Below are 21,874 nucleotides of genomic sequence, written 5' to 3'. Positions count from 1 at the left end.
TACGCGGCTTGCCCGTGTGCGCGCCGCCCCCGAAGCAGGTTGAATTCAGGAGACACAATGGAACGTCGTACCTTTCTCAACATCGGCACCATCGCATTTGGCTCGATGCTCATCCCGATCGCCGGACGCGCGATCGCGGCCGAGGAACTGATCAATCCCATGGCCGCATCGGCCAAGAAGGCACTCGCCGACATCGCGCTGAACGCCGCCACCAAGGCCGGCGCTTCCTACTGCGACGTGCGCATCGGCCGCTACCTGAACCAGTTCGTCACCACCCGCGACCTGAACGTCGAGAACGTCGTCAACACCGAGTCGGCCGGCGTCGGCGTGCGCGTGATCGCGGGCGGCGCCTACGGTTTCGCGGCCACGTCCGACATGACCCCGGACGGCATCGCCGGCGCCGCGCGCCAGGCGGTCGCGATCGCCAAGGCCAACGCCAGGCTGCAGTCCGAACCGGTGCAGCTTGCACCAGTGAAGGGCGTCGGCGAGGTGGCATGGAGCACGCCGATCAAGAAGGACTGGCGCACCGTGCCGATCAAGGAAAAGGCCGACCTGCTGATCGCCGCCAACAAGGCCGGCATGGACGGCGGCGCCAACTTCATGCAGTCGATGCTGTTCCAGGTGAACCAGCAGAAGTACTTCGCTTCGACCGACGGCTCCTACATCGACCAGGACCTGCACCGCCTGTGGGCGCCGCTCAGCGCCACCGCGGTCGACAAGGCGACCGGCAAGTTCCGTTCGCGCGCCGGCCTCGGCGCGCCGGTCGGCATGGGCTACGAATACCTGGACGCCCGCCCGGAACACAAGGTCAAGGCCGCGGGCGGCGTCGCCACCCTGTACACGGACTCCTACGACATCGTCGAGGACGCGCGCGCCGCCGGCCGCGACGCGAAGAAGAAGCTGACCGCCAAGTCGGTCGCCCCGGGCAAGTACGACCTGATGCTCACGCCCGAACATCTCTTCCTCACCATCCACGAATCGGTCGGCCACCCGACCGAACTCGACCGCGTGCTCGGCTACGAGGCGAACTACGCCGGCACCAGCTTCGCCACCCTCGACAAGTGGCAGTCGAAGAACTTCAAGTACGGTTCGCCGATCGTCAACATCGTCGCCGACAAGACCACCCGGGGCTCGCTCGGCGCGGTCGGCTACGACGACGAAGGCGTCAAGTGCAAGCAGTGGGACATCGTCAAGGACGGCATCCTGGTCAACTACCAGGCCACGCGCGACCAGGCCCACATCATCGGCGAGAAGGAATCGCACGGCTGCTCGTATGCCGACTCCTGGAGCAACGTGCAGTTCCAGCGCATGCCGAACGTGTCGCTCGCCGCCGGCAAGAAGAAGCTCACCCCGGACGAGATGGTCAAGGACATCAAGAAGGGCATCTACATCGTCGGCGACGGTTCGTTCTCGATCGACCAGCAGCGCTACAACTTCCAGTTCGGCGGCCAGCTGTTCTACGAGATCAAGGACGGCAAGATCGGCCAGATGCTCGAGGACGTCGCCTACCAGGCCAACACCCAGGAATTCTGGAACGCCTGCACGGCCATCTGCGACGAGCGCGACTGGCGCATGGGCGGTTCCTTCTTCGACGGCAAGGGCCAGCCGCCGCAGATCAGCATCGTCTCGCACGGTTCGTCGACCGCGCGCTTCAACGGCATCAACGTGATCAACACCGCTCGCAAGATCGGCTAAGGCAGGGAACGACATGACCATCTTGACCCAGGAACAAACCAAACGCATCTGCGACCGCGTGATGTCGCTCTCGAAGGCCGACGAGTGCATCGTCAGCATCGGCGGCAAGCGCGCCGGTAACATCCGCTTCGCCCGCAACGCCGTGTCCACCGCCGGCCTGACCGACGACACCAGCCTGACCGTGCGCGTCGCCTTCGGCAAGCGCCAGGGCACCGCCAGCATCAACGAGTTCGACGACAAGTCGCTCGAGCGCGTGGTGCGCCGCGCCGAGGAGCTGGCGCGCCTGGCGCCGGAAAATCCGGAGTTCATGCCGGCCGTCTCGAAAGCCGAATTCCGGGCCTCGAACACCTTCGTGCAGAAGACCGCCGACATCGACCCCGAGATCCGCGCCCAGGCCGCCGCCTACAGCATCGAGGCCTGCCGCAAGAAGGGCCTGGTCGCCGCCGGCTTCCTGCTCGACACCACCTCGTTCGAGACCATCGCCAATTCGAACGGTGTGTTCGGCCACCAGGCCCTGACCTCGCTCGACTTCACCTGCACCATCCGCACCGAGGACGGCCGCGGCTCCGGCTGGGTCAAGCGCTCGGCGCGCGACCTGGCCCGCTTCGACCCGCGCGAAGCGGCCGACGTCGCCATCGAGAAGGCGCTGCGTTCGGTCGATGCGAAAGCGCTGGAACCGGGCCGTTATACCGTGGTGCTCGAACCGGCCGCCACCAGCGACCTGCTGGCCTTCATGTTCAACGGTTTCGATGCGCGCCGCGCCGATGAGGGCCGCAGCTTCCTGTCCAAGGCCGGCGGCAAGAACCGCCTGGGCGACAAGCTGTTCGACGAGAAGGTGAACATCTGGACCGACCCGTGGAACCCGGACGTGCCGGTGCTCCCCTGGGACAACGACATGCGCGCGCGCGAACGCACCGCCCTGATCAAGGACGGCCGCGTGGCGGCGATGGATTACTCGCGCTACTGGGCCCAGCAGAAGAACGCGCGCTCGACCGGCAGCCCGGGCAACTTCATCATGGCAGGCACGGATAAAACCACGGCCGAGCTGATCGCGAACACCAAGAAGGGCGTGCTGGTCACCCGTACCTGGTACATCCGCATGGTCGACCCGCAATCGGTGGCGCTGACCGGCCTGACCCGCGACGGCACCTTCTACATCGAGAACGGCAAGATCAAGCATCCGATCAAGAACTTCCGCTTCAACGAAAGCCCGGTCACGCTGCTCAACAACATCGAGGAGATCGGCAAGCCGGTGGTGATCGGCGGCGACGAGGGCCCAGACCCGATGGTGATCCCGTCGATGAAGGTGCGGGACTTCAACTTCACGTCCCTGTCGGACGCGGTGTAAGCAGGATACCCGTAGGGTGGACGGCTCCGCCGTCCACGCGTTCAACGGACGGCTGCATCGTCGATGCATTTTTTCGACACCGTATCTACTGGTTGAACGCGTGGACGGGGAACCCGTCCACCCTACGGGTCACAGATATACGGCGCGGTGATTCCTGCCGCCCAACGGAGACACAATGGAACGACGTAGCTTTTTAAAAATCGGCGCCGGCACGGCGGGCGCCATGCTGGTCCCGGTGTTCGGCAACGCGATCGCGGCCGAAGACCTGCTGAACCCGATGGCGGTCAGCTTCAAGAAAGCCCTGGCCGACGCCGCCCTGAACGCGGCGACCCAGGCCGGCGCGTCCTACTGCGACGTGCGCATCGGCCGCTACCTGAACCAGTTCATCACGACGCGCGACCTGAACGTCGAGAACATCACGAATACCGAGTCGACCGGCGTGGGCGTGCGCGTCATCGCGAACGGCGCCTACGGCTTCGCCGCGACCAACAGCATGAGCCCGGACGCCGTCGCCGGCGCCGCGCGCCAGGCCGTCGCGATCGCGAAGGCCAACGCCCGGCTGCAGACGGAACCAGTGCAACTGGCGCCGGTGAAAGGCGTGGGCGAGGTGAGCTGGGCCACGCCGTTCAAGAAGGACTGGCGCGCGGTGCCGGTCAAGGAAAAGGCCGACATGCTCCTCGCCGCCAACAAGGCCGGCCTGGACGCGGGCGCGAGCTTCATGACCGCGAACCTCTTCCAGATCAACCAGCAGAAGTATTTCGCCTCCACCGACGGCTCCTACATCGACCAGGACATCCACCGCCTGTGGGCGCCGATCACCGCCACCGCGGTCGACAAGGCGACCGGCAAGTTCCGCTCGCGCGGCGGCCTGGGCGCGCCGGTCAGCATGGGCTACGAGTACTTCGACGTGCGCGCCCAGGACAAGGTGCGCGCCGCCGGCGGCGTCACCACGCTCTACACCAAGTCGTACGACGTGATCGAGGATGCGCGCCTGGCCGGCAAGCAGGCGCGCGAGAAGCTGTCGGCGAAGTCGGTCGAGCCGGGCAAGTACGATTTGGTGCTGGCGCCGGAACACCTGTTCCTGACCATCCACGAAGCCGTCGGCCACCCGACCGAACTGGACCGCGTGCTCGGCTACGAGGCGAACTACGCCGGCACCAGCTTCGCCACCCTCGACAAGTGGCAGACGAAGAAATTCAAGTTCGGCGCCGAGCGCGTGAACTTCGTTGCCGACCGCACCACGCCGGGTTCGCTCGGCCTGATCGGCTACGACGACGAAGGCGTGCGCGCGAAGCAGTGGGACATCATCAAGGACGGCATCCTGGTGAACTATCAAGCGACCCGCGACCAGGCCCACATCATCGGCGAGAAGGAATCGCACGGCTGCTCGTATGCGGACTCCTGGAGCAACGTGCAGTTCCAGCGCATGCCGAACGTGTCGCTGGCGGCCGGCAAGGCGAAGCTCACGCCGGACGAGATGGTCGCCGACGTCAAGAAGGGCATCTACATCATCGGCCGCGGCTCCTACTCGATCGACCAGCAGCGCTACAACTTCCAGTTCGGCGGCACGCTGTTCTACGAGATCAAGAACGGCAAGATCACGGGCCCCCTGGAAGACGTCGCCTACCAGTCGAACACCCAGGAATTCTGGAATGCCTGCAGCGCGATCTGCGACGAGCGCGACTGGCGCATGGGCGGCTCCTTCTTCGACGGCAAGGGCCAGCCTAGCCAGGTCAGCGCGGTCTCGCACGGCTCGAGCACCACGCGCTTCAACGGCATCAATGTCATCAACACCGCACGCAAGATCGGTTGAGGAGAGAAACGATGAAACAGCTGAACCAGGAAGAAGCAAAACGCATCTGCGACCGTGTCATCGGGTTCTCGAAGGCCGACGAGTGCAGCGTCACGATCCACGGTTCGCGCGAGGGCAACGTGCGCTTTGCGCGCAACAGCATCTCGACCGCCGGCCTGAACGAAGACATGCGGCTGACCGTGCAGGTCGCCTTCGGCAAGAAATCGGGCATCGCCCAACTCAACGAGTTCGACGACAAGTCGCTTGAAAAAGCCGTGCGCCGCGCCGAGGAACTGGCGCGCCTGGCGCCCGAGAACCCGGAGTTCATGCCGGCGGTCGGCAAGCAGCAGTACAAGCCCACGCCGACCTTTGTCCGCTCGACGGCCGACATCGATCCGGAGTTTCGCGCCCAGGTTGCCGCCTACAGCATCGAGGCGGCGAAGAAGGCGGGCCTGGTCACGGCCGGCTTCTTCAACGACAGCACGCGCTTCAATGCGATCGCCAACTCGAACGGCGTGTTCGGCTTCCAGGAACTCACCGACCTGACTTACACCTGCACCGCGCGCACCGAAGACGGCCGCGGTTCGGGCTGGGTGAGCCGCGCGGCGGTCGACGCGCGCCGCTTCGACGCGCGCGAGGCGGTCGGCGTGGCCATCGAAAAAGCGCTGCGCTCGGTCGATGCAAAGGCGCTGGAGCCGGGCCGCTATACCGTGATCCTGGAGCCGGCCGCGACCTCCGAATTGCTGGGCAATATGTTCAGCGCTTTCGATGCGCGCGACGCCGACGAAGGCCGCAGTTTCCTCACCAAGGCCGGCGGCAAGAACCGCCTGGGCGACAAGCTGTTCGACGAGCGCATCAACGTCTGGGCCGATCCGTGGAATCCGGACGTGCCGGTGATGCCCTGGGACGGCCAGTCGGGCCTCGCGCGCCAGCGCACCGACATCATCAAGAACGGCCGCATCGCCTCGCTCGAGTATTCGCGCTACTGGGCGCAGAAGAAGGGCGTGGCGCCGACCGCGGGCCACGGCAACATGATCATGGCCGGCGGCACCAAGTCGCTCGAGGAACTGATCGAATCGACCAAGAAGGGCGTGGTCGTCACCCGCACCTGGTACATCCGCATGGTCGATCCGCAGTCGCTCCTGATCACGGGCCTGACCCGCGACGGCACCTTCTACGTCGAGAACGGCAAGATCAAGTACCCGATCAAGAACTTCCGCTTCAACGAGAGCCCGGTCACCCTCCTCAACAACGTCGAGGAACTGGGCAAGGCCGAGGTGATCGCGCCGGACGAGGTGCCGTACCAGATGGTGCTGCCGCCGATGAAGGTCCGCGACTTCAATTTCACCTCGCTGTCCGACGCGGTGTGATGGCGATCTAGCGATGGCCCGGTACGACTTTTACTTCACGCGCCTGATCTACGAATCGGGCGACTGGGACGTGGACATCCGCATGCCCAGCAACGTGCTCAATTCGCTGGTCGAGTACACCACCCTGAAGGTGGACCCGGCCGAGCGGATGGTCGCCTTGAGCGACCCGAAGATGCTCGAAGCCCCGTTCTGCTACCTGGCGGGGCATAAGCTGGTGCAGTTCACACCAAGCGAGCGCAGGAACTTCGAGCGCTACGTGAAGGGCGGCGGCTTCGTGTTCGTGGACGACTGCAACCACGACATCGACGGCCTGTTCGCCAAGAGCTTTGAAGCCGAGATGGCGAAGATCTTCGGTCCCGCGGCCTTGAAGAAGATACCGAACAACCATCCGGTCTATTCCAGCTTCTTCAAGTTCGACGGTCCGCCGAACACCTCGGTGGAGCTGAACGGCTGGGGCGACGACCTGGTGCACGAATACCTGAAGGCGATCGAGATCGGCGGGCGCGTGCGCGTGCTGTACTCGAACAAAGACTATGGCTGCGAGTGGGACTACGACTTCCGGAATAAGCGCTTCCTCGCGGTCGACAATACCCGCTTTGCGGTGAACATCATTCAATATGCGTTGGGAGCTTGAGCGGTGGCTGAACAGGATGTAGTAGCGTGGAATGAAGCGGAAGTGGCCGAGCTGGTCGCGAAGACGGCGGCCCTGAAGGCCAGCATGGGCCGGGTGATCATCGGCCAGGAAGAGGTGGTCGAGCTGCTCGTCACCTGCCTGCTGGCCGGCGGGCACGCCCTGGTCGAAGGCGTGCCGGGATTGGGTAAAACCCTGCTGGTGAAGTCCCTGGCCCAAGCCACTGACATGCAGTTCCGCCGGGTGCAGTTCACACCCGACCTGATGCCCTCGGATATCGTCGGTACCGAGATCCTGGAAGAGGACCAGGCCACGCGCCAGCGTTCCTTCCGCTTCCAGCCGGGTCCGGTGTTCACCCAGGTGCTGCTGGCCGACGAGATCAACCGCGCTCCGCCCAAGACCCAATCGGCGCTGCTCGAAGCGATGCAGGAGCGCTCGGTCACCTTCGCCGGCCAGACGCACAAACTGCCGCGGCCGTTCTTCGTGCTGGCGACCCAGAACCCGATCGAGCAGGCCGGCACCTATCCGCTGCCGGAGGCCCAGCTCGACCGCTTCCTGCTGCGCATCGACGTCGGCTACCCGACCGAGGACGAAGAGGTCATGATGGTGGCAAAGACCACCCATGCCGGCCTGCAGGACGCCGAACCGGCGATGGACCTGGCTTCGCTGCTGCGCCTGCAGCAGCTGGTGCGCGACATCGAGATCGGCGACCACCTGGTGCGCTACGCCACGCGCCTGGTGCGCGCCACCCGGCCGCAGGAAACGACTGTCGCCGCGGTCAAGAAGCACGTCGGCTGGGGCGCGGGCCCGCGCGCCGGCCAGGCGCTGGTGCTGGCATCGAAAGCGCGCGCCCTGATGCAGGGCCGCCTGGCGGTCACCCGCGAGGACATCGGGGCCATGCTGCTGCCGGTGCTGGCGCACCGCGTGCTGCGCAACTTCGAAGCCGAAGCCGACGGCGTGGCGATGACCGACATCCTGCAATCCCTGCGCAACGAGATCAAGGTCGACTGAATTGGCGGAATTGGCTGGCTCGGCGCTGATCGCGCACACGACCGACCTCGACCTCGTGATCCGCCACGTGCTGGCGGGCCTGGGGCAGGGCATCCACGCCGGCCGCGAACGCGGCGCCGGCGTCGAGTTCTCCGAGTACCGGGCCTATGCGCCGGGCGACGAGTGGCGCCGCGTCGACTGGAAGCTGCTGGCGCGCGCCGACCGTTACTACGTGCGCGAGGCCGAGCGCGACAGCCACGTCGCCGTCTGGCTGGTGCTGGACGCCAGCGCCTCGATGATGGAGCCGAGCCGCAGCATTCCCGGCCTGGACAAGCTGGCCTACGCGCGCACGCTGCTCGGCTGCGTGGCGGCGATCGCCCAGCGCCAGGGCGACGCCTTCGGGCTGGTCGTTCTGTCCGGTGGACGCGCTCACCTGGTACCCGCCGCGCGCGGGCCGCGCCAGCTCCAGCGCGTGCTGGCCAGACTGAACGCGGCAAAGGCCGAGGGCGAGCTGCCCGACGCGGCCGCCCTGAAGGCGAGCCTGCGTTTCGCGCAGTCGCCGGCGCTGGTGTTTGCCGCCAGCGATTTCCTCGATTTTCCTTCGCCGCTGTCGGAAGCATTGGTGCGCCTGCGCCACATGCGCCACGACGTGCGCCCGGCCTGCCTGCAGACCGAGGCCGAGTGCACGGGCGGTTTCGACACCGATCCGGCCTATCGCGACCCCGAGCAGGATGCCGGCGTGTTCCGCTTCGGCGCCGACCTGCGCGAGGGTTACCTGCGCAACCGCGAACAGCATTTCGCGGCGGTGACGGCGGCCTGCCGCGCCAATGATGTGCCGTTCGTGGCCGCACGGATCGAGCAGGCGCCCGGCGAGGTATTGCGCCAACTGCTGCGACAGGCGGGGCGGCGATGAACAGTTTATGGTGGTTCGCCTTGCCGACCCTGCTGCTGCCGATCTGGTGGCACAGGAAGAAGCGCGTCCAGGTTGCGGCCGAACCCTTGGCGAGCGCGCGCTTCCTGCCGCGCACCGAGCCACGCCAGATGCGCGTCTGGCGTTGGAAGGACGTCGTGCTGCTGATCCTGCGCTGCCTGCTGCTGGCCTGCCTGATCGCCTGGCTGGCGGACCCGGTGCTGCCGTGGCGCGGCAACACGGTCGTCGTCGCCGAAGGGACCGACCCGCAGTGGGTCGAGCGTCAGGTCAAGGAAGCCGGTTTTGCCGAGGCGGCGCGCCTGCCGCTGCCGGGCGGCGACGCGCTGGCCTGGATCCGCGCGCACGAGCGCGAATGGAAGCGGGACGCGCGTCTGCTGGTGCTGGGCGATATTCCGATGCCGGCGGCGCTGCCGCAATTCATTCACCCGGTCGAACTGCGCACGCTGGCCAGGCCGGCCACGCCGAGCGAGGTGCGCGTCGCCATCGTCGGCAAGGCGGAGCCGTGGCGCCGCATGTTCGCCGCATTGACCGGCCCGGTGCGTGTGGTGCTCGAGGATGCGCCCACTGCGAAGACCGAACTGATCGTCTGGAACAAGCCTGAAGCGCCGCCGGCGTCCCTGCGCGCGCCGCTGTGGTGGGTGCTTGATGCCGGCGCCTTCCCGGAACTGGCGCAGGCAAAGGCCGTCGACGGCATCCGCTACGCCGACAGCGCACGCGGCCGCGTGTGGACGTCCAGCGCCTGGCCGCCGGCCGACCCGGCCGCCGCGCGCCGTTTGCTGGAAAGCTGGCGCCGCCTGCACTATGCCCCGGTCGCCCATACCGCGCCGTCATTCACCTTCGCGCCGTCGAAAGTGCCTGCCGCCGAACATGCCGGCGGCGCCGTGCGCGACTTCCTGATGCTGGCGCTGATCGCCTTGTTTGCACTCGAAAGGATCCTGACCCATGCACGCCGACGCTGACATCGCGCAGCGCCTGTGGCGCGCCGCCGTGCTGTGGCGCCTGCCGCTGTGGGTGCTGGGCGCCTTGCCCTGGCTGTCGCTGCGCCTGCTGCCCGGCGTGCTGGCCTGGGTCGCCTGGTGCATGTGGGACGGCGCGCGCCTGCGCCAGCGCGTCAACCGCGGCTGGATCGGCTGGCTGGACGCCGCCTTGCCCGAACTGGAGGACAGCGCGGCCCTGCTGGTCGATGCCGAGGCCGAGACTGCGATCGCGAGGATGCAGCGCAGCCGCCTGCTGGCGCGCATCGACGCCAGCCTCGACAAGAAAACCGTGCGCGCCATCGTGCGCCGGCATGTCGACCTGGGCCTGAGCTGGCTCGCGCCCTGGCTGGTCTTTGCCTTTGTCGTCTGGTTCGTCGGCCAGCAGCCGGCGGCTTCGCAGCAGGCGGCGCCGAAGGCGCCGGCACAGGCCACGTCCGCCGCCGTGGTGCCGGAACTCGTCGTCACCGCCACGCCGCCCGCCTACACCGGCGTAGCGCGCTCGACCGGCGCGCCGCGCCATCTCGAACTGCCGGAAGGAAGCGCGGTCGCCTGGTGCCTGAAGCATCCCGAGGCCGGCGAAACCATTCTCGAGCTGAGCGACGGCCGCACGCTGAACGTCGGCGCGAAGTGTGCGAGCTTGAGTGCCACCGAATCGCTGTTCTGGCGCTGGCGCGGCGCGCGCTACACGCTGAAGGTAACGCCCGACGCGGCGCCGCTCATCACGATTACCCGGCCGACCCAGATGATCCAGGAACTCAAGCTTGACGCGCAGTCGGCCGCCATGGCGATCTCCGTGCGCGACGACTACGCCGTGCGCCGCGCCACCCTGCACCTGACGCTGGCGCGCGGCAGCGGCGAGAACATCAAATTTACCGACCGCGAGATGCCGATACCAAGCTCCGCCGACCCGCGCGTGCGCAACTGGGCCAAGAAGTGGACCCTGGCCGAGCTGGGCATGGAGCCGGGCGACGAACTGTATTTCTTCGTGCGCGCCATCGACAACGCCGCGAAGCCGCACACGGTGCAGTCGCCGACCTACACGCTGCACCTGCCGGCGCCGGAGCAGGAAGACGAGGAAGTCACCTCGGCGATGCCGGTACTGGTCAAACCCCAGAGCCTGCGCAGCCAGCGCCAGATCATCATCGACACCGAGCAGCTGATCGCCGACATGCGCTCGACCCGGATGGGCCAGGCCGAGATGCGCGAACGCAGCGAAGCGATCGCCGCCGACCAGGGCCAGCTGCGCCGCCGCTATGGCCAGTTCCTGGGCGAGGAATCGACCCTGTTCGGCGGCGAGGAAGAACATGACGACCACGACGATCACGGCGCATCAAGCGGCGAGATGGACGTGCTGCACCAGTTCGGCCACGCCCACGACGAGGCCGAGAACGCCACGCTCTACGACGAAGGCACGAAAAAAATCCTGCGCCGCGCGCTGGTGGCGATGTGGGACGCCGAAAAGGCGCTGCGCGCCATCAACCCGAAAACCGCGCTGGCGCCCGAGCACAAGGCTTTGGAGGCGATCAAGGAACTGCAGCAGGCCGACCGCATCTATCTGCACAAGACGGCCTTCGTGCCGCCGCCGATCAAGGAAGAGATCCGCATGACGGGCGACGTGGTGGGCGCGGCCAGCTACCGGCGCGAGCAGGGAGAGGCACAGGATGCGATCCCGCTGCCGCTGCGCGAACTGGTGCAGGCGCTGTCGCAGGAGGGCCCGCTGCCGGCGCTGTGGACGCGCACCGCCCACGACTGGGTGCGTGAGCGCCTGGGTGACGATGAACAGCGCCTGGCCGCCCAGCGCGCGATCCAGGATGTGCTTGATGGTTGCCTGCGCTGCCGCCCGGTCCTGCGCGCCTGGCTGCGCGCCGGCATTGCGCAAGCGCCGGTCATCTTGCAGGCGAAACCGGTGGCGCAAACGCCGTTCACCCGCGCCTGGGGCGAAGGAGACAAGCCATGAGCATCGCCATCGTCATCATCGGCGCGGCCAGCCTGCTGATCTACCTGTGGCGCCGGCGCTGGTTCGATGCGCTGCTGGTGCTGGCCGCCACCGCGGCGCTGTTCCTGCTCGTCAGCGGCTGGAAGCTGCCGGGCGAGCTCGGGACCACGCTGGCGATCGACCCGGCCCGGCCGCCGGCGACGCTGGACGGCGTGCGTGCGCTCACCCTCGCTGGCGACGGCCTGCGCGCCGCCCAGTGGCAGGATTTGCCGGCGCGTCCGCTCGATTGGAAGGTGCCGGCCTCGAACACGCTGCGCCTGGATTTCCCGCGCCGCCTGGCGCTGGGCCGCATGTTCACGCTCACGGTCCAGCGCAGCGACCAGGCGCCGGCGCGCCTCCAGCTGCTGGCGGAAAACGGCCAGGTGCTGGCCGAGGTGCGCGGCGACGGCGACCTGACGGTCCAGTGGCTGCCGCCGCTGGCCGAGACATTGGAACTGAAGGCGCGCCTGCTCGACGGCAAGGACAAGCTGCTGGCCGAGGGACCGGTCCCGGTTGTGGTCGAGGAAACCCCGCCGCTGCAGGTGCGTGGCCGCTTCAGCGCGCCTTCGTTTGATGTGCGCGTGCTGAACGAGCTGCTGGCCGGCAGCCGCGCCGTCATCGACTGGCAGGTCACGCTCGGTAAAACCGTCACCCGCAGCGAGACCGCGCGCGAAAAGATGGACAAGCCCGATTTGCTGGTGATCGACGCGGCATGGTTCGAACGCGCATCCGGCGCCACCCGCAGCGCCCTGCTCGAACAGGTCAAGCAGGGCGCCGCACTGCTGGTACTGGGCGGGAACGCCAACGACAGCGCCGTCTGGTCGCGCTCCGTGCAGCTGGCCCTGCGCCCGCAGGCTGCCGACGCCACCATCGGCTCGCTGGCCTTGACGGCCGCGCCCCTGAACCCGGCCGCGGCGCAAGCCGGCGCCTGGGCTGGCCGCGACGCGGTGTGGTCGCGCCAGTGGGGCCAGGGCCGCATCGGCTGGCTCGGCGCCGCCGACTGGCACCGCCAGGCGATCAAGGAACCGCGCGCGCTGGCGCTGTGGTGGCAGGGCGTGCTCGATACGCTCGGCGTGCAGCGCATCGAAGAGATCAATTGGCTCGCGCCGGAAGAGATGCCGTTGCCGGGACAGCGCGTTGAAATCTGTGCCCAGGGCGTGCAGGGCAAGGTGCATTTCCCGGGCCTGAACCAGACCCTGGAGTGGCGGCGTCGCAGCGACCGGGTCGATGCATCCTGCGTGGCCGTGTGGCCGCGCCAGGCCGGCTGGCTGCGCATGGAGACGCAGGGGGCGAAGCCGGCTGTCGGCCAGGTGTACGTTTATGCACCGGGCGACTGGCCGCTGTGGCAGGCGGCCGAGCGGCGTGATGCGACGGCGCGTTATTCGGCGCGCACCTTGGCGCCTGCTAGTCAGAATCAGCGCACGCTGCCGGGCTGGCCATTTGCCGTCGTGTTCGCGCTTGCGGTGCTGTGCCTTTGGTGGCGGGAGCGGCGTTGAGGGCTCGGGAAAAAACTCGGGTTGCGTGAGGAGCAACAGCACGCTTAAATGATCGTTGCGAACTTCCGTTCTCGGCCAGAAGCGGACGCTTGACGTCAAATTTGAAGCTGACGTTTCAGCTATGCAAACTCGTCCACAGGTCGGTAATCCGTTACTAAGGCGGTCATCGATCAGCGACTTTACTTGGAGTAACGAATTCCGATGCAGCGCACACTTTTGGCATGGTTACCGATCTTGGGGTTAGGGGTAATTCAGCTCATTCCTAGCGCGTATTGGTGCGCACTCATCGAGCCTGGTGGCAAAGAATTCGTATGCGGCTACGAGTACGCCAACGCAAGGGCCAAGCTAGCTGTCAACGTATACATGTTGTTGAGTGTCATCGCTTTTACTGCGTCGATTTGGTATGCGCATCGAAAGCGCCTGTCAAAGGTTGGGATCGCCGGCTTAGTGATTTCTGCGCTGCTTGCTGTCGTTCTTATCTGGGCCAAGATTTCATACGCAGGCATAGACTCGCCGTGATTCAACAACTGGCGACGGATGCAGTAATGTCCGCAATGGGTCGGTTGCGGACGTCCGTGACACTCTGAGAGATTTTCCGACCTGGCAAGATGCTATGCTGCAGCCTCTGTCCGCTATCGGCCGTGGATTCAACTGGTGAACGCAACACTCTAAGACGTATGGAGGAGTGTTCACATGAAGCGGAAACCTCGGATTTACTATTCGGACAGTCAGAAGGCGCTGATGTGGGAGCGATGGCGGCAAGGTGATTCGCTTCAAAAGATTGCCCAGCTGTTCGACCGCAACCACTCGTCAGTTGAGAGGATTCTGGCCGAAACAGGTGGTATCCGTCCAGTCCAACGATGCCGTTCTCGACTAGCGCTAACGCTGGCTGAGCGCGAAGAAATATCGCGTGCAGTCGTAGCCGGCAAATCGGTCCGCGCCATCGCGGCTTCCCTTGGGCGAGCACCATCGACAGTCAGCCGGGAGATCAAGCGTAACGATGGATTGGAGCGCTACCGCGCAGCGCAGGCCGACCAACGTGCCTGGGATCGGGCGCGACGTCCCAAGCCGTGTAAGCTCGTAGTGAATCGGAAGCTGGCCGACACCGTCGCCGGCAAGCTCAAGCTTCAATGGTCGCCAGAACAAATCGCTGGCTGGCTAAAGCAGGCATACGCGAGTGACGAGGACTATCACGTGTCGCACGAAACGATCTACCGTAGCCTCTACATCCAGGCTCGGGGCGCCCTGAAAAAAGAATTGCTGGAGCACTTGCGGCGCAGCAGGAACATGCGCCGGTCACGCCATCACACGCAAAAGACGGATGACCACGGCAGGATCAATGAGACGGTATCGATCAGCGAACGTCCTGCCACTGTTGAGGATCGTGCGGTGCCTGGGCACTGGGAAGGCGACCTGCTCTTTGGTAGTCACAACAGCCAGATTGCCACTCTGGTTGAGCGCCAAACGCGCTACGTCATGCTTGTGAAAACCGCCGGCAAAGACACCGCGTCGGTCGTCGATGCACTCATCATGAACGCCCGAAAACTTCCACAGGAGCTCTATAAATCACTGACGTGGGACCGCGGAAAGGAAATGGCTGACCACAAGCGATTCACTTTGGACACCCATATCCAGGTCTACTTCTGCGATCCCCATCAGCCTTGGCAACGTGGGTCAAACGAAAATACCAACGGGTTGCTCCGTCAGTATTTTCCAAAAGAACTGGATCTTTCGACATACTCGCAGGAGAATCTGGACGAGGTAGCCAGGCTGCTAAACGAGCGTCCAAGGAAAACGCTTAACTACGAAACACCCGCGCAACGATTTCACCAATGTGTTGCGTCGACCGATTGAATGCGCAGCCAAAAGCAGACCTTAAGGAACTGCTGACTTGTCGACCTCTCGCTGGTCCAGAATTTAGTTAACGTAGAGCAGCCGCGTTGACTCAGCATGCTCAATCACGCTGACAACAGCGCTAGCAGGTTGACGGTTGCTGCGACCGAGAAGGCGCGCTCAACTTTACGGCCCACGCCCAGCCCCGGATTTTGCAGAGTCTAAATTTTTTTGGGGGAAGAGAGTCGCCTCACGGGCAATTGGCAAAGCTTCGTCGCCGCAAGGTCCAACAAACTCATGGGTAGCGAGGCTGTGAAACTTGCGGTTGCGCAATACCACGTCGCACAAGATAATTGTGGTTCTATTAATAAAGCGCACAATCAGGTTTGTGCCCAATGCTATGGACCACACAAAAGACTACCACGAGCCTTGGGAACTGGAGGAGGCCGGAGAGTCGCCAACACAAAGGGTTAGTCTCTGGAAGAGCAAGCGTTTCCGGCTTTTCGCCATACTTGCCCTGATATTGGCGACCGGACGCCTGGCTATCGATACCGAACGGTCTAGCTACGAAAACGACATTGTGACTATATACACGATGGCTCGCGAGTTGCATCGCCAGCCAGCACTCGCCGATATCCCGATGACCGATACGCTCAGCACGGTCCGCGTCCTCGTGGCGGGAGCGCGCACCGGAACTCGCGGCTTCTACGAACTAAACGACATTGACGACATTGAGCAAGTCGCGGCTGCTTCGCTAGCAGGCCAAAAAAGTGCCATGCAAACGCTGCTTCCGCAGAGGTTGCCGGGACGCCTAAAAGGATCAGATGACCAGTTAATGGAATTGGAAATATCGAACGCGATCTCACGCTTCTACGGTCGTGAAGGAGTGTCAGCGGAACTGGCCGCCGAGTTACTCCGGCATCGGGGAATGAACATGAAGCAGGTCAGGGCTTTCCTAACACAGAAAATGTTCAGTCAAACTGAGAAAGTTTATAAGTACCAGATAGCTATCCTCGACGAAGAACAACGGATTCGCCTAGAGATGCATCGGTTCCCATTTGGGTGGCTAAGTGGTCGTATCCGAGGCACCTACCGAAGCATGGAAGACTAAGAGCGTCTAACTGTTTAGTTTCGTGCGATCATATTCCTCGTCGTAGCTGGCCTTTGTTCCGTGCAAAAGCTATGCTGGGCGACTTGATTGCTGGGTTCAGCAGTCCCGGCATTCAATCGCACCAGGAGCAGTTGGCAGCATGAGTTCACGCATTCACCCGCAAGCCCGCACCACCCCCAAAATCCGCCAGGAGATCAAGGATTCAGGCCTGTCTGATCGCGAGGCAGCAAAGGTTTTCGGCATCACGCGCGCCACTGCCGCGAAGTGGCTCAAGCGGGACGACGTGCAAGACCGCTCGCACCGTGCCCATACGCTGCCTACGACCTTGAGCGCAGCCCAGGAAGCCATCGTCCTGGCACTGCGCCAGTCGCTCTATCTTCCCCTTGACGACCTGCTGTTCGTCACGCGACAGCACATCAATCCAGACGTCTCCCGGTCAGGCATCGCCCGTCTGCTCAAGCGCGAAGGTATGTCGCGTCTTGAGGACGTGATCCCAAAGGCCGAAGGGGAAACCATCACGCCCAAGAAGACCTTCAAGGACTACGAGCCAGGCTTCATCCATATCGACATCAAGTACCTGCCGCAGATGCCAGACGAGACCTCGCGCCGCTACCTGTTTGTCGCCATCGACCGCGCCACGCGCTGGGTCTTCATGCACATCTACGGCGACATGACCGACAAGAGCAGCGTCGATTTTCTGCGCCGCTTGAAGCTGGCCTCGCCGATCAAGATCAGCAAGATCCTGACCGACAACGGCTCGCAATTTACCGATCGTTTCGCCACCAAAGACAAAAAGCCAAGCGGCCAGCACGCCTTCGACGTAGCTTGCGCCGCACTACCTGCCGAGCACCGCCTGGCGCCACCGCGGCACCCGCAGACGAACGGCATGGTTGAACGCTTCAACGGCCGCATCAACGAACTGTTGCAGCAGACCCGCTTCGACAGCCGTGCCGACCTGCAGGCCACATTGATGAACTATCTGAAGCTGTACAACCACCACATTCCGCAGCGTGCACTCGACGCAAAGACGCCCATCTTGGCGCTCAAGGAATGGCAGCAAAAACGGCCAGAATTATTCGTTAAACGCGTTTACGATCAAACAGGACTCGACAGCTATACAGAGAAGTATTCCCGCAGTCACTGTCCGGACTGCTAAGTCAAAGTCTGCTGCGCTAACGTTTAGGCCTTTGAACTGACGTCGCAAGTCGATGCGCCGAGCAGACGGTTGTTTGAGGCTCCCGTTCGGCATCCAGTCTTCAGGAAACAGGAGGAAACCCCACTCAGAGCCAAGGCCCAGCTGGTTCTGCAGTTTAAGCAGTTCCACCTTCTCCATAGTGTGTATCGCGCGTAATCCGACATCCTTGAAAACACGTGCGCGTGCTTTCATCAGAGCCACCTCTTGAGGGGAAGGAGCCGCTTTTCCCGACTGACTTTCGACTTTCATTTATTGCAGCGGCTTTCCGAAAACTTGACTGAGATAGCGCAGGAACGTTTCATCGACGTTCAATACTTTTCCAGGTGTATCAGATATCTTCGCAACCGCTTGTCCGTTGCACGAGACTAGCTTCATCACGATGTTAAGTGCTGGGACACCCGTATCGTTCGTCAAGTTCGTTCCAATGCCAAAGACTGGCTGGACGCGGTCGCAGAAGTGTTTGTGAATTTCGATAGCCTTCTCGAAGTTCAGTCCGTCTGAGAAGGTGATTCGTTTCGTGTGCGGGTCAATTCGCAACTTCGCATAATGGTCCAGAATTTTCTCCCCTACGACGATGGGGTCCCCGCTATCCACCCTCAAACCATCGTAGAGCAGGCCAAAGTAGCGGTCGAAATCAGCCAGAAATGCGTCGATTCCGACAACATCGGTCAGTGCAGTGCCTAGTTCGCCCCGGAACTCATGTACCCATCCTTCGAGAGCAGCCCGCTGGAAGTCTCGAAGGCGAACACCAAAGGCCTGGTACGATTGAAGGTATTCATGTGCCATCGTTCCAATCGGTCGGATACCGTACTGCTTTGCAAGATAGACGTTGGAGGTGCCTTTAAAATTTTCCGGAAGTTCGCGAATCAGGGTTTCGACGACCTCATCGTGAAGCTCTGCCGAGAATCGGCGCCGAACTCCAAAATCTGAAAAGGCGAACGGATGCCGGCCGGTCATGGACGCGACCTCGCGCTTGATAAACCGGATTTTGTTCGCTAGCCTCACTCGGCCTTCTGCATGACACTGGTCATGGTCATAGCGACGGAAGTACAGCTCGTTCACGATGTACAAGGTGAAAATTTCGAACCCCATAACGTGAACTTGAGGCCCCGTCGCTTCGATGACGAGCTTCTCGCCATCTGTGCTCACTTGGATGAACTTGCGCTGAAACTGGAAAATTGTTAGGAAGTCGACAAAGTCACTCTTCATGAAGCGAAGACTGCGCAGGTACTCAAGCTCATCTTCAGTGAATCGCAAGGTACACAAATGGTCAAGTTCACGGTTGACTTCTTCAGCCAAGTCGGCCAAGGGAAAGCTTGGTTTGGAGCGGCACACAAAGAAGTACGTTGCCTGGGCGCCTGGATGGCTGTGCAACAGAGCCTGCCACATTGTGAACTTGTACAAATCGGTTTCAAGCAGGCTACGAACGATTGGCTTCACTTTTTTCCTTAAACGTTGTTTGCATCAGTAGGTTCCTTCAAAGGTCACCGGAATGTAGCGACCAGCTTTAATCTCTTCTTCCCAGAATCGCTTACGTTCTGCCACCTTTGCCGAATCATACTGCTCCAGTGCCCGGACGATGTTTTCCATCTCGATTGGGAACGACGACTGCATCCATGCTAACAGGGGAATGGAGGTATGCAGGTGCTCCAGTTCGACCTGGCGCCGCGCGAGCAGGTCGTAACTTTGGTCGAACAGGATAGCGTGGTGACAAAGCGTACACCGCTGAACCCGGCAGTCGGTATCCTCTTGATGTTCGGGTGCGATGTACTTGGGTGGACGCTTAGAGTCTTCACATCCAGTGCCTACATGCGTGCGCTTGACCCAACGTGCACGTTCCTCATCTGAAATTTCGCCGCGCTGCACTCGAGCGAAGAGAATGGCCGGGTCGACAGTACGGTGGATTTTGATTTCGCTCCAAAACGCTTCGCCCCATGCGTGGACCATTTTCTCACCGTGCGCCTTCCAGTGGCGTTTTCCCAAGTAAGAGCGCAAACTCTCAATGCTGCTGTGTCCGGCAGCAAGCTTGGCAACCAGCCAGGAATACCCGCTAGTCTCATAGGCGAAAGAGATGTACGCGTCTCGGAAGTCACCTACCGTCATCTCTTCATCAATGAGTTTGCTATCCTTGCGTGATTGATTAGCCTTCGCAATTATGAGTTGTAGACCAGAGCCTTTCACACTACCTTCCGTTACAGTTAGATAGTTCGCGTCTGTGAGCCGGCGAATCTCACCCTGACGCGTTACGTAGAGCCAGGGAGTCTTGACCATTTGGCGAAGTTCCCTAACCTCGGCAAGAAGCAACTCGCTCCCGCTGAGCCGGTACGCTGCTTCGGCGTCTGAGAGCTGTACTTCAAGAAAGTCACGTAGCGGTTTTGTACGGTCTATTAATAAGCGAAGAATGTTGCCCGGCGAGAGCTGCGACTTATTAAGACCGATTGCTACCTGTTCAGTGACGCCCCGGTTTTTGACTGAACGGACTACATGATGAGCCTCCGAAGTAGGGTGGGAGGCAATGCAAGTGGATACATCTATTTCTAATGCCGTAGTGGCATTCCATCCAGTTCGAAGTAAAAAGAGATATAGAATATACTGCGCATCTCTCTGCCGAGGATAAAGGCCTTCTAGCGCATCAACCATTTGCAAAACTGCTTGGGCAGCCGGGCGCTTCAGAAGCTCGCACATCTGCACTCTGTCCGGCGACGGACAGCCGAGTCGAGAAATGGCACCGCGGTATGTGGCGTGCGTTTCTGCCGGAGACCAATAGCCGTGAATTTTGCTATGCCGTTTCTCCAGCCCACCAGACCAATCCGTGCCCATGCGCGCAAGCGAATCTGCATGGCCCCACCTCGCAACAACGCTCTTCATGTTTTGTTTTAGCTCGTGATAAATAAGCTTTATATCTTCAAATGGAGGCAACTCCCTGTGTTCACCGCCTTCATCAGCACTTGGCCAGTAGAGTACAGGTAGCCCCATGGAGTCGCGAGCAAGATTCACTACTCGTAGAAAATCGGTTCGGTAATTTCCTCTTAATTCTTTTTCGTGGTACTGCTTAAATCCAATAAAGTCATCAATGTTCGAAACTATACGAACAGTATGCTCACTCTCCCATATATCAAAGAAAGTCCACCATTTGCGTAAAATTGGAATGATATTTAACGCAGTCTTAGGAGGCTTGTCAACGATAACTGTGTGGATATGTGGGGCAAGCTCTTTAATGAGCTCAGGGCGTCCAGTGAACCGGTTCTGAATTAAAGGATGACGCGACGCATCTATTGTGCCTTCAGCAAACTCAGTTAAATCGATAACGACAGACCCCTTAACGTGGTCCGTATGCAAAACCAACGATGGCGCCGTGCGGGTATTAGGTACGAGCTGTAAGGTCGGTGCGCGAGAGGCAAACCCCTTAATTTTTTTGCGTGATGGCTCTGCCATAGTGTTTTCAGCTTAATTTCGTCTACTATTGTTCAAGTGCTTGTTCAAAAGCATCGTCGATACTGCCTGTGCGATACTGCTGCACAGCCCAAGCGATATACATTTCGGTTGTTTTTTTGTCGAGGTGTCCAAGTTGAGGCTGTATGCGCAGAGTTATCACATCACATACATTCCCTCGTATCCAATCCAGCGGAATTTGTGAACGGTCATACTTGGACAGAAAGTCCAAATGTTTTTTAGCTTCTATTAGAAGTTCGTTACATGCCCAGTAATGTCGTCCCAGATGCGGAGACCACCCGTCGTAAGGCAGTCTAGATGCTTCAGTCCAGGCATCGTATAAGGTTTGGGCTGATATTGGCCGTCCGGTATAGTCAGAAAGAAAAAGCTGTTCGGGTTTATTTTGGAGCCTGGCGTCTCGTTCCTGCGATGTTTTTGCAGATTTGACGTAAATTGAGAAGAACTTGAGACGTTTGGTTTCCCGATATTCATGCAATTTCTTTGCTAAATCGACCGGAACCATGATTGTGCGGTGTGGTCCCACAATGTCACCGCGCTCATTTCTACGTTTTGGGCCTTTGGTTCCATATTCAATTAAAACGGGAATTTCACCTCCCTTAACAATCCAATCTTCTGGTTCGGGTAACGTGAACGTACGCCACTGAACTGCCTCCTCGCGTCGTATGGCTGCTCTTAAGATTAGCTCAGTCATTAAACATTTTGTGTATCCTTTTTCTATGCCTACGCTTTCAAGCCATCTACTCACGTCGGATTTTGATGGCATATGGAGAGACTGAGGTTTCGGGCGCACAGCACCTACCCTAACCTCAATCAATTCTCGCCGGTGACCATGAGATAATTCTGGATTCGAGGAGTTACGAGGCACAGTCTTTGTGATAACCCTAAACTCTTGTCTGAATCCCCGGATGTAAGCCCAATCGAGAAAGTTGCATGCTTCTTGAGCTCGCCCATTTGCTGTGCTAGGGGCTAGTCCGCGTTGATAGGCGGAAAATGTACCTGCAGAGAGAGCAGCTTGATAGCCTTTTAGGATTCCGTTTGTGTAATCAAGAGTCCTCCAATCCCTCGAATGAAGTTCAC

17 protein-coding genes are annotated in these 21,874 nt (G+C 61.5%); 14 read left to right on the top strand and 3 right to left on the bottom strand.

Annotation, left to right across the window (positions count from 1 at the left end):
• Nucleotides 1-57: 57 nt before the first annotated feature.
• The 14 genes from RT688_RS08740 to RT688_RS08675 all read left to right on the top strand — a co-directional run bounded on the left by RT688_RS08740 (nucleotide 58) and on the right by RT688_RS08675 (nucleotide 17,305).
• A complete protein-coding gene (locus RT688_RS08740; RefSeq protein WP_313704476.1) occupies nucleotides 58-1,695 on the top strand; it encodes a TldD/PmbA family protein in 1,638 nt (545 codons plus the stop codon).
• A 13-nt stretch (nucleotides 1,696-1,708) separates the two neighbouring features.
• Nucleotides 1,709-3,043 carry a TldD/PmbA family protein gene (locus RT688_RS08735; protein WP_313704474.1) on the top strand — a complete coding sequence of 445 codons (1,335 nt, stop codon included), beginning with the start codon at nucleotides 1,709-1,711 and terminating at the stop codon, nucleotides 3,041-3,043.
• A gap of 175 nt (nucleotides 3,044-3,218) precedes the next feature.
• Complete coding sequence (locus RT688_RS08730) at nucleotides 3,219-4,856, top strand: TldD/PmbA family protein (protein WP_313704472.1); 1,638 nt, start codon at nucleotides 3,219-3,221, stop codon at nucleotides 4,854-4,856.
• An 11-nt stretch (nucleotides 4,857-4,867) separates the two neighbouring features.
• Entirely contained in the window at nucleotides 4,868-6,205 is a 1,338-nt protein-coding gene (locus RT688_RS08725; RefSeq protein WP_313704470.1) for a TldD/PmbA family protein, read from the top strand.
• A gap of 13 nt (nucleotides 6,206-6,218) precedes the next feature.
• Nucleotides 6,219-6,839 (top strand): DUF4159 domain-containing protein, encoded by a 621-nt coding sequence (locus RT688_RS08720; RefSeq protein WP_313704468.1) that lies wholly within the window; start codon nucleotides 6,219-6,221, stop codon nucleotides 6,837-6,839.
• Nucleotides 6,840-6,842: 3 nt separating this feature from the next.
• The gene (locus tag RT688_RS08715) at nucleotides 6,843-7,847 is read left to right on the top strand and encodes a MoxR family ATPase (protein ID WP_313704466.1); all 1,005 of its coding nucleotides are present in this window, start codon (nucleotides 6,843-6,845) and stop codon (nucleotides 7,845-7,847) included.
• Between the two features lies 1 nt (nucleotide 7,848).
• On the top strand, nucleotides 7,849-8,739 hold the full coding sequence (locus tag RT688_RS08710) for a DUF58 domain-containing protein (protein WP_313704465.1): 891 nt from the start codon (nucleotides 7,849-7,851) through the stop codon (nucleotides 8,737-8,739).
• Nucleotides 8,736-9,716, top strand: coding sequence for a BatA domain-containing protein (locus RT688_RS08705; RefSeq protein ID WP_313704464.1), 981 nt, complete (start codon nucleotides 8,736-8,738; stop codon nucleotides 9,714-9,716). Before RT688_RS08710 ends, RT688_RS08705 begins: the two co-directional genes overlap by 4 nt.
• Nucleotides 9,700-11,691, top strand: coding sequence for a DUF4175 family protein (locus RT688_RS08700; protein ID WP_313704463.1), 1,992 nt, complete (start codon nucleotides 9,700-9,702; stop codon nucleotides 11,689-11,691). Before RT688_RS08705 ends, RT688_RS08700 begins: the two co-directional genes overlap by 17 nt.
• Nucleotides 11,688-13,205, top strand: coding sequence for a hypothetical protein (locus RT688_RS08695; protein WP_313704461.1), 1,518 nt, complete (start codon nucleotides 11,688-11,690; stop codon nucleotides 13,203-13,205). Before RT688_RS08700 ends, RT688_RS08695 begins: the two co-directional genes overlap by 4 nt.
• A gap of 201 nt (nucleotides 13,206-13,406) precedes the next feature.
• Nucleotides 13,407-13,724 carry a hypothetical protein gene (locus RT688_RS08690; RefSeq protein WP_313704460.1) on the top strand — a complete coding sequence of 106 codons (318 nt, stop codon included), beginning with the start codon at nucleotides 13,407-13,409 and terminating at the stop codon, nucleotides 13,722-13,724.
• Between the two features lie 174 nt (nucleotides 13,725-13,898).
• Nucleotides 13,899-15,059, top strand: a complete 1,161-nt coding sequence (locus RT688_RS08685; protein WP_313704458.1) for an IS30 family transposase — start codon at nucleotides 13,899-13,901, stop codon at nucleotides 15,057-15,059.
• Between the two features lie 379 nt (nucleotides 15,060-15,438).
• Nucleotides 15,439-16,149 (top strand): hypothetical protein, encoded by a 711-nt coding sequence (locus RT688_RS08680; RefSeq protein ID WP_313704457.1) that lies wholly within the window; start codon nucleotides 15,439-15,441, stop codon nucleotides 16,147-16,149.
• Nucleotides 16,150-16,288: 139 nt separating this feature from the next.
• The gene (locus tag RT688_RS08675; protein WP_313704456.1) at nucleotides 16,289-17,305 is read left to right on the top strand and encodes an IS481 family transposase; all 1,017 of its coding nucleotides are present in this window, start codon (nucleotides 16,289-16,291) and stop codon (nucleotides 17,303-17,305) included.
• 288 nt (nucleotides 17,306-17,593) lie between these two features.
• Here the strand turns inward: RT688_RS08675 and pncB are convergent, their stop codons facing one another.
• The 3 genes from pncB to RT688_RS08660 form a co-directional block, all read right to left on the bottom strand.
• The gene (gene pncB / locus RT688_RS08670) at nucleotides 17,594-18,784 is read right to left on the bottom strand and encodes a nicotinate phosphoribosyltransferase (protein WP_313704454.1); all 1,191 of its coding nucleotides are present in this window, start codon (nucleotides 18,782-18,784) and stop codon (nucleotides 17,594-17,596) included.
• A gap of 24 nt (nucleotides 18,785-18,808) precedes the next feature.
• Entirely contained in the window at nucleotides 18,809-20,779 is a 1,971-nt protein-coding gene (locus RT688_RS08665) for a hypothetical protein (RefSeq protein WP_313704452.1), read from the bottom strand.
• Nucleotides 20,780-20,804: 25 nt separating this feature from the next.
• Nucleotides 20,805-21,874, bottom strand: a 1,070-nt coding sequence (locus tag RT688_RS08660; protein ID WP_313704451.1) for a site-specific integrase, incomplete at its 5' end; no start/stop codon positions are given.

Source organism: Massilia sp. (assembly GCF_032106685.1).
Classification (GTDB): Bacteria; Pseudomonadota; Gammaproteobacteria; order Burkholderiales; family Burkholderiaceae_D; genus Telluria.
Note: the sequence above shows the minus strand (reverse complement) of the source record. Positions and strands in the feature narration are given on the sequence as shown.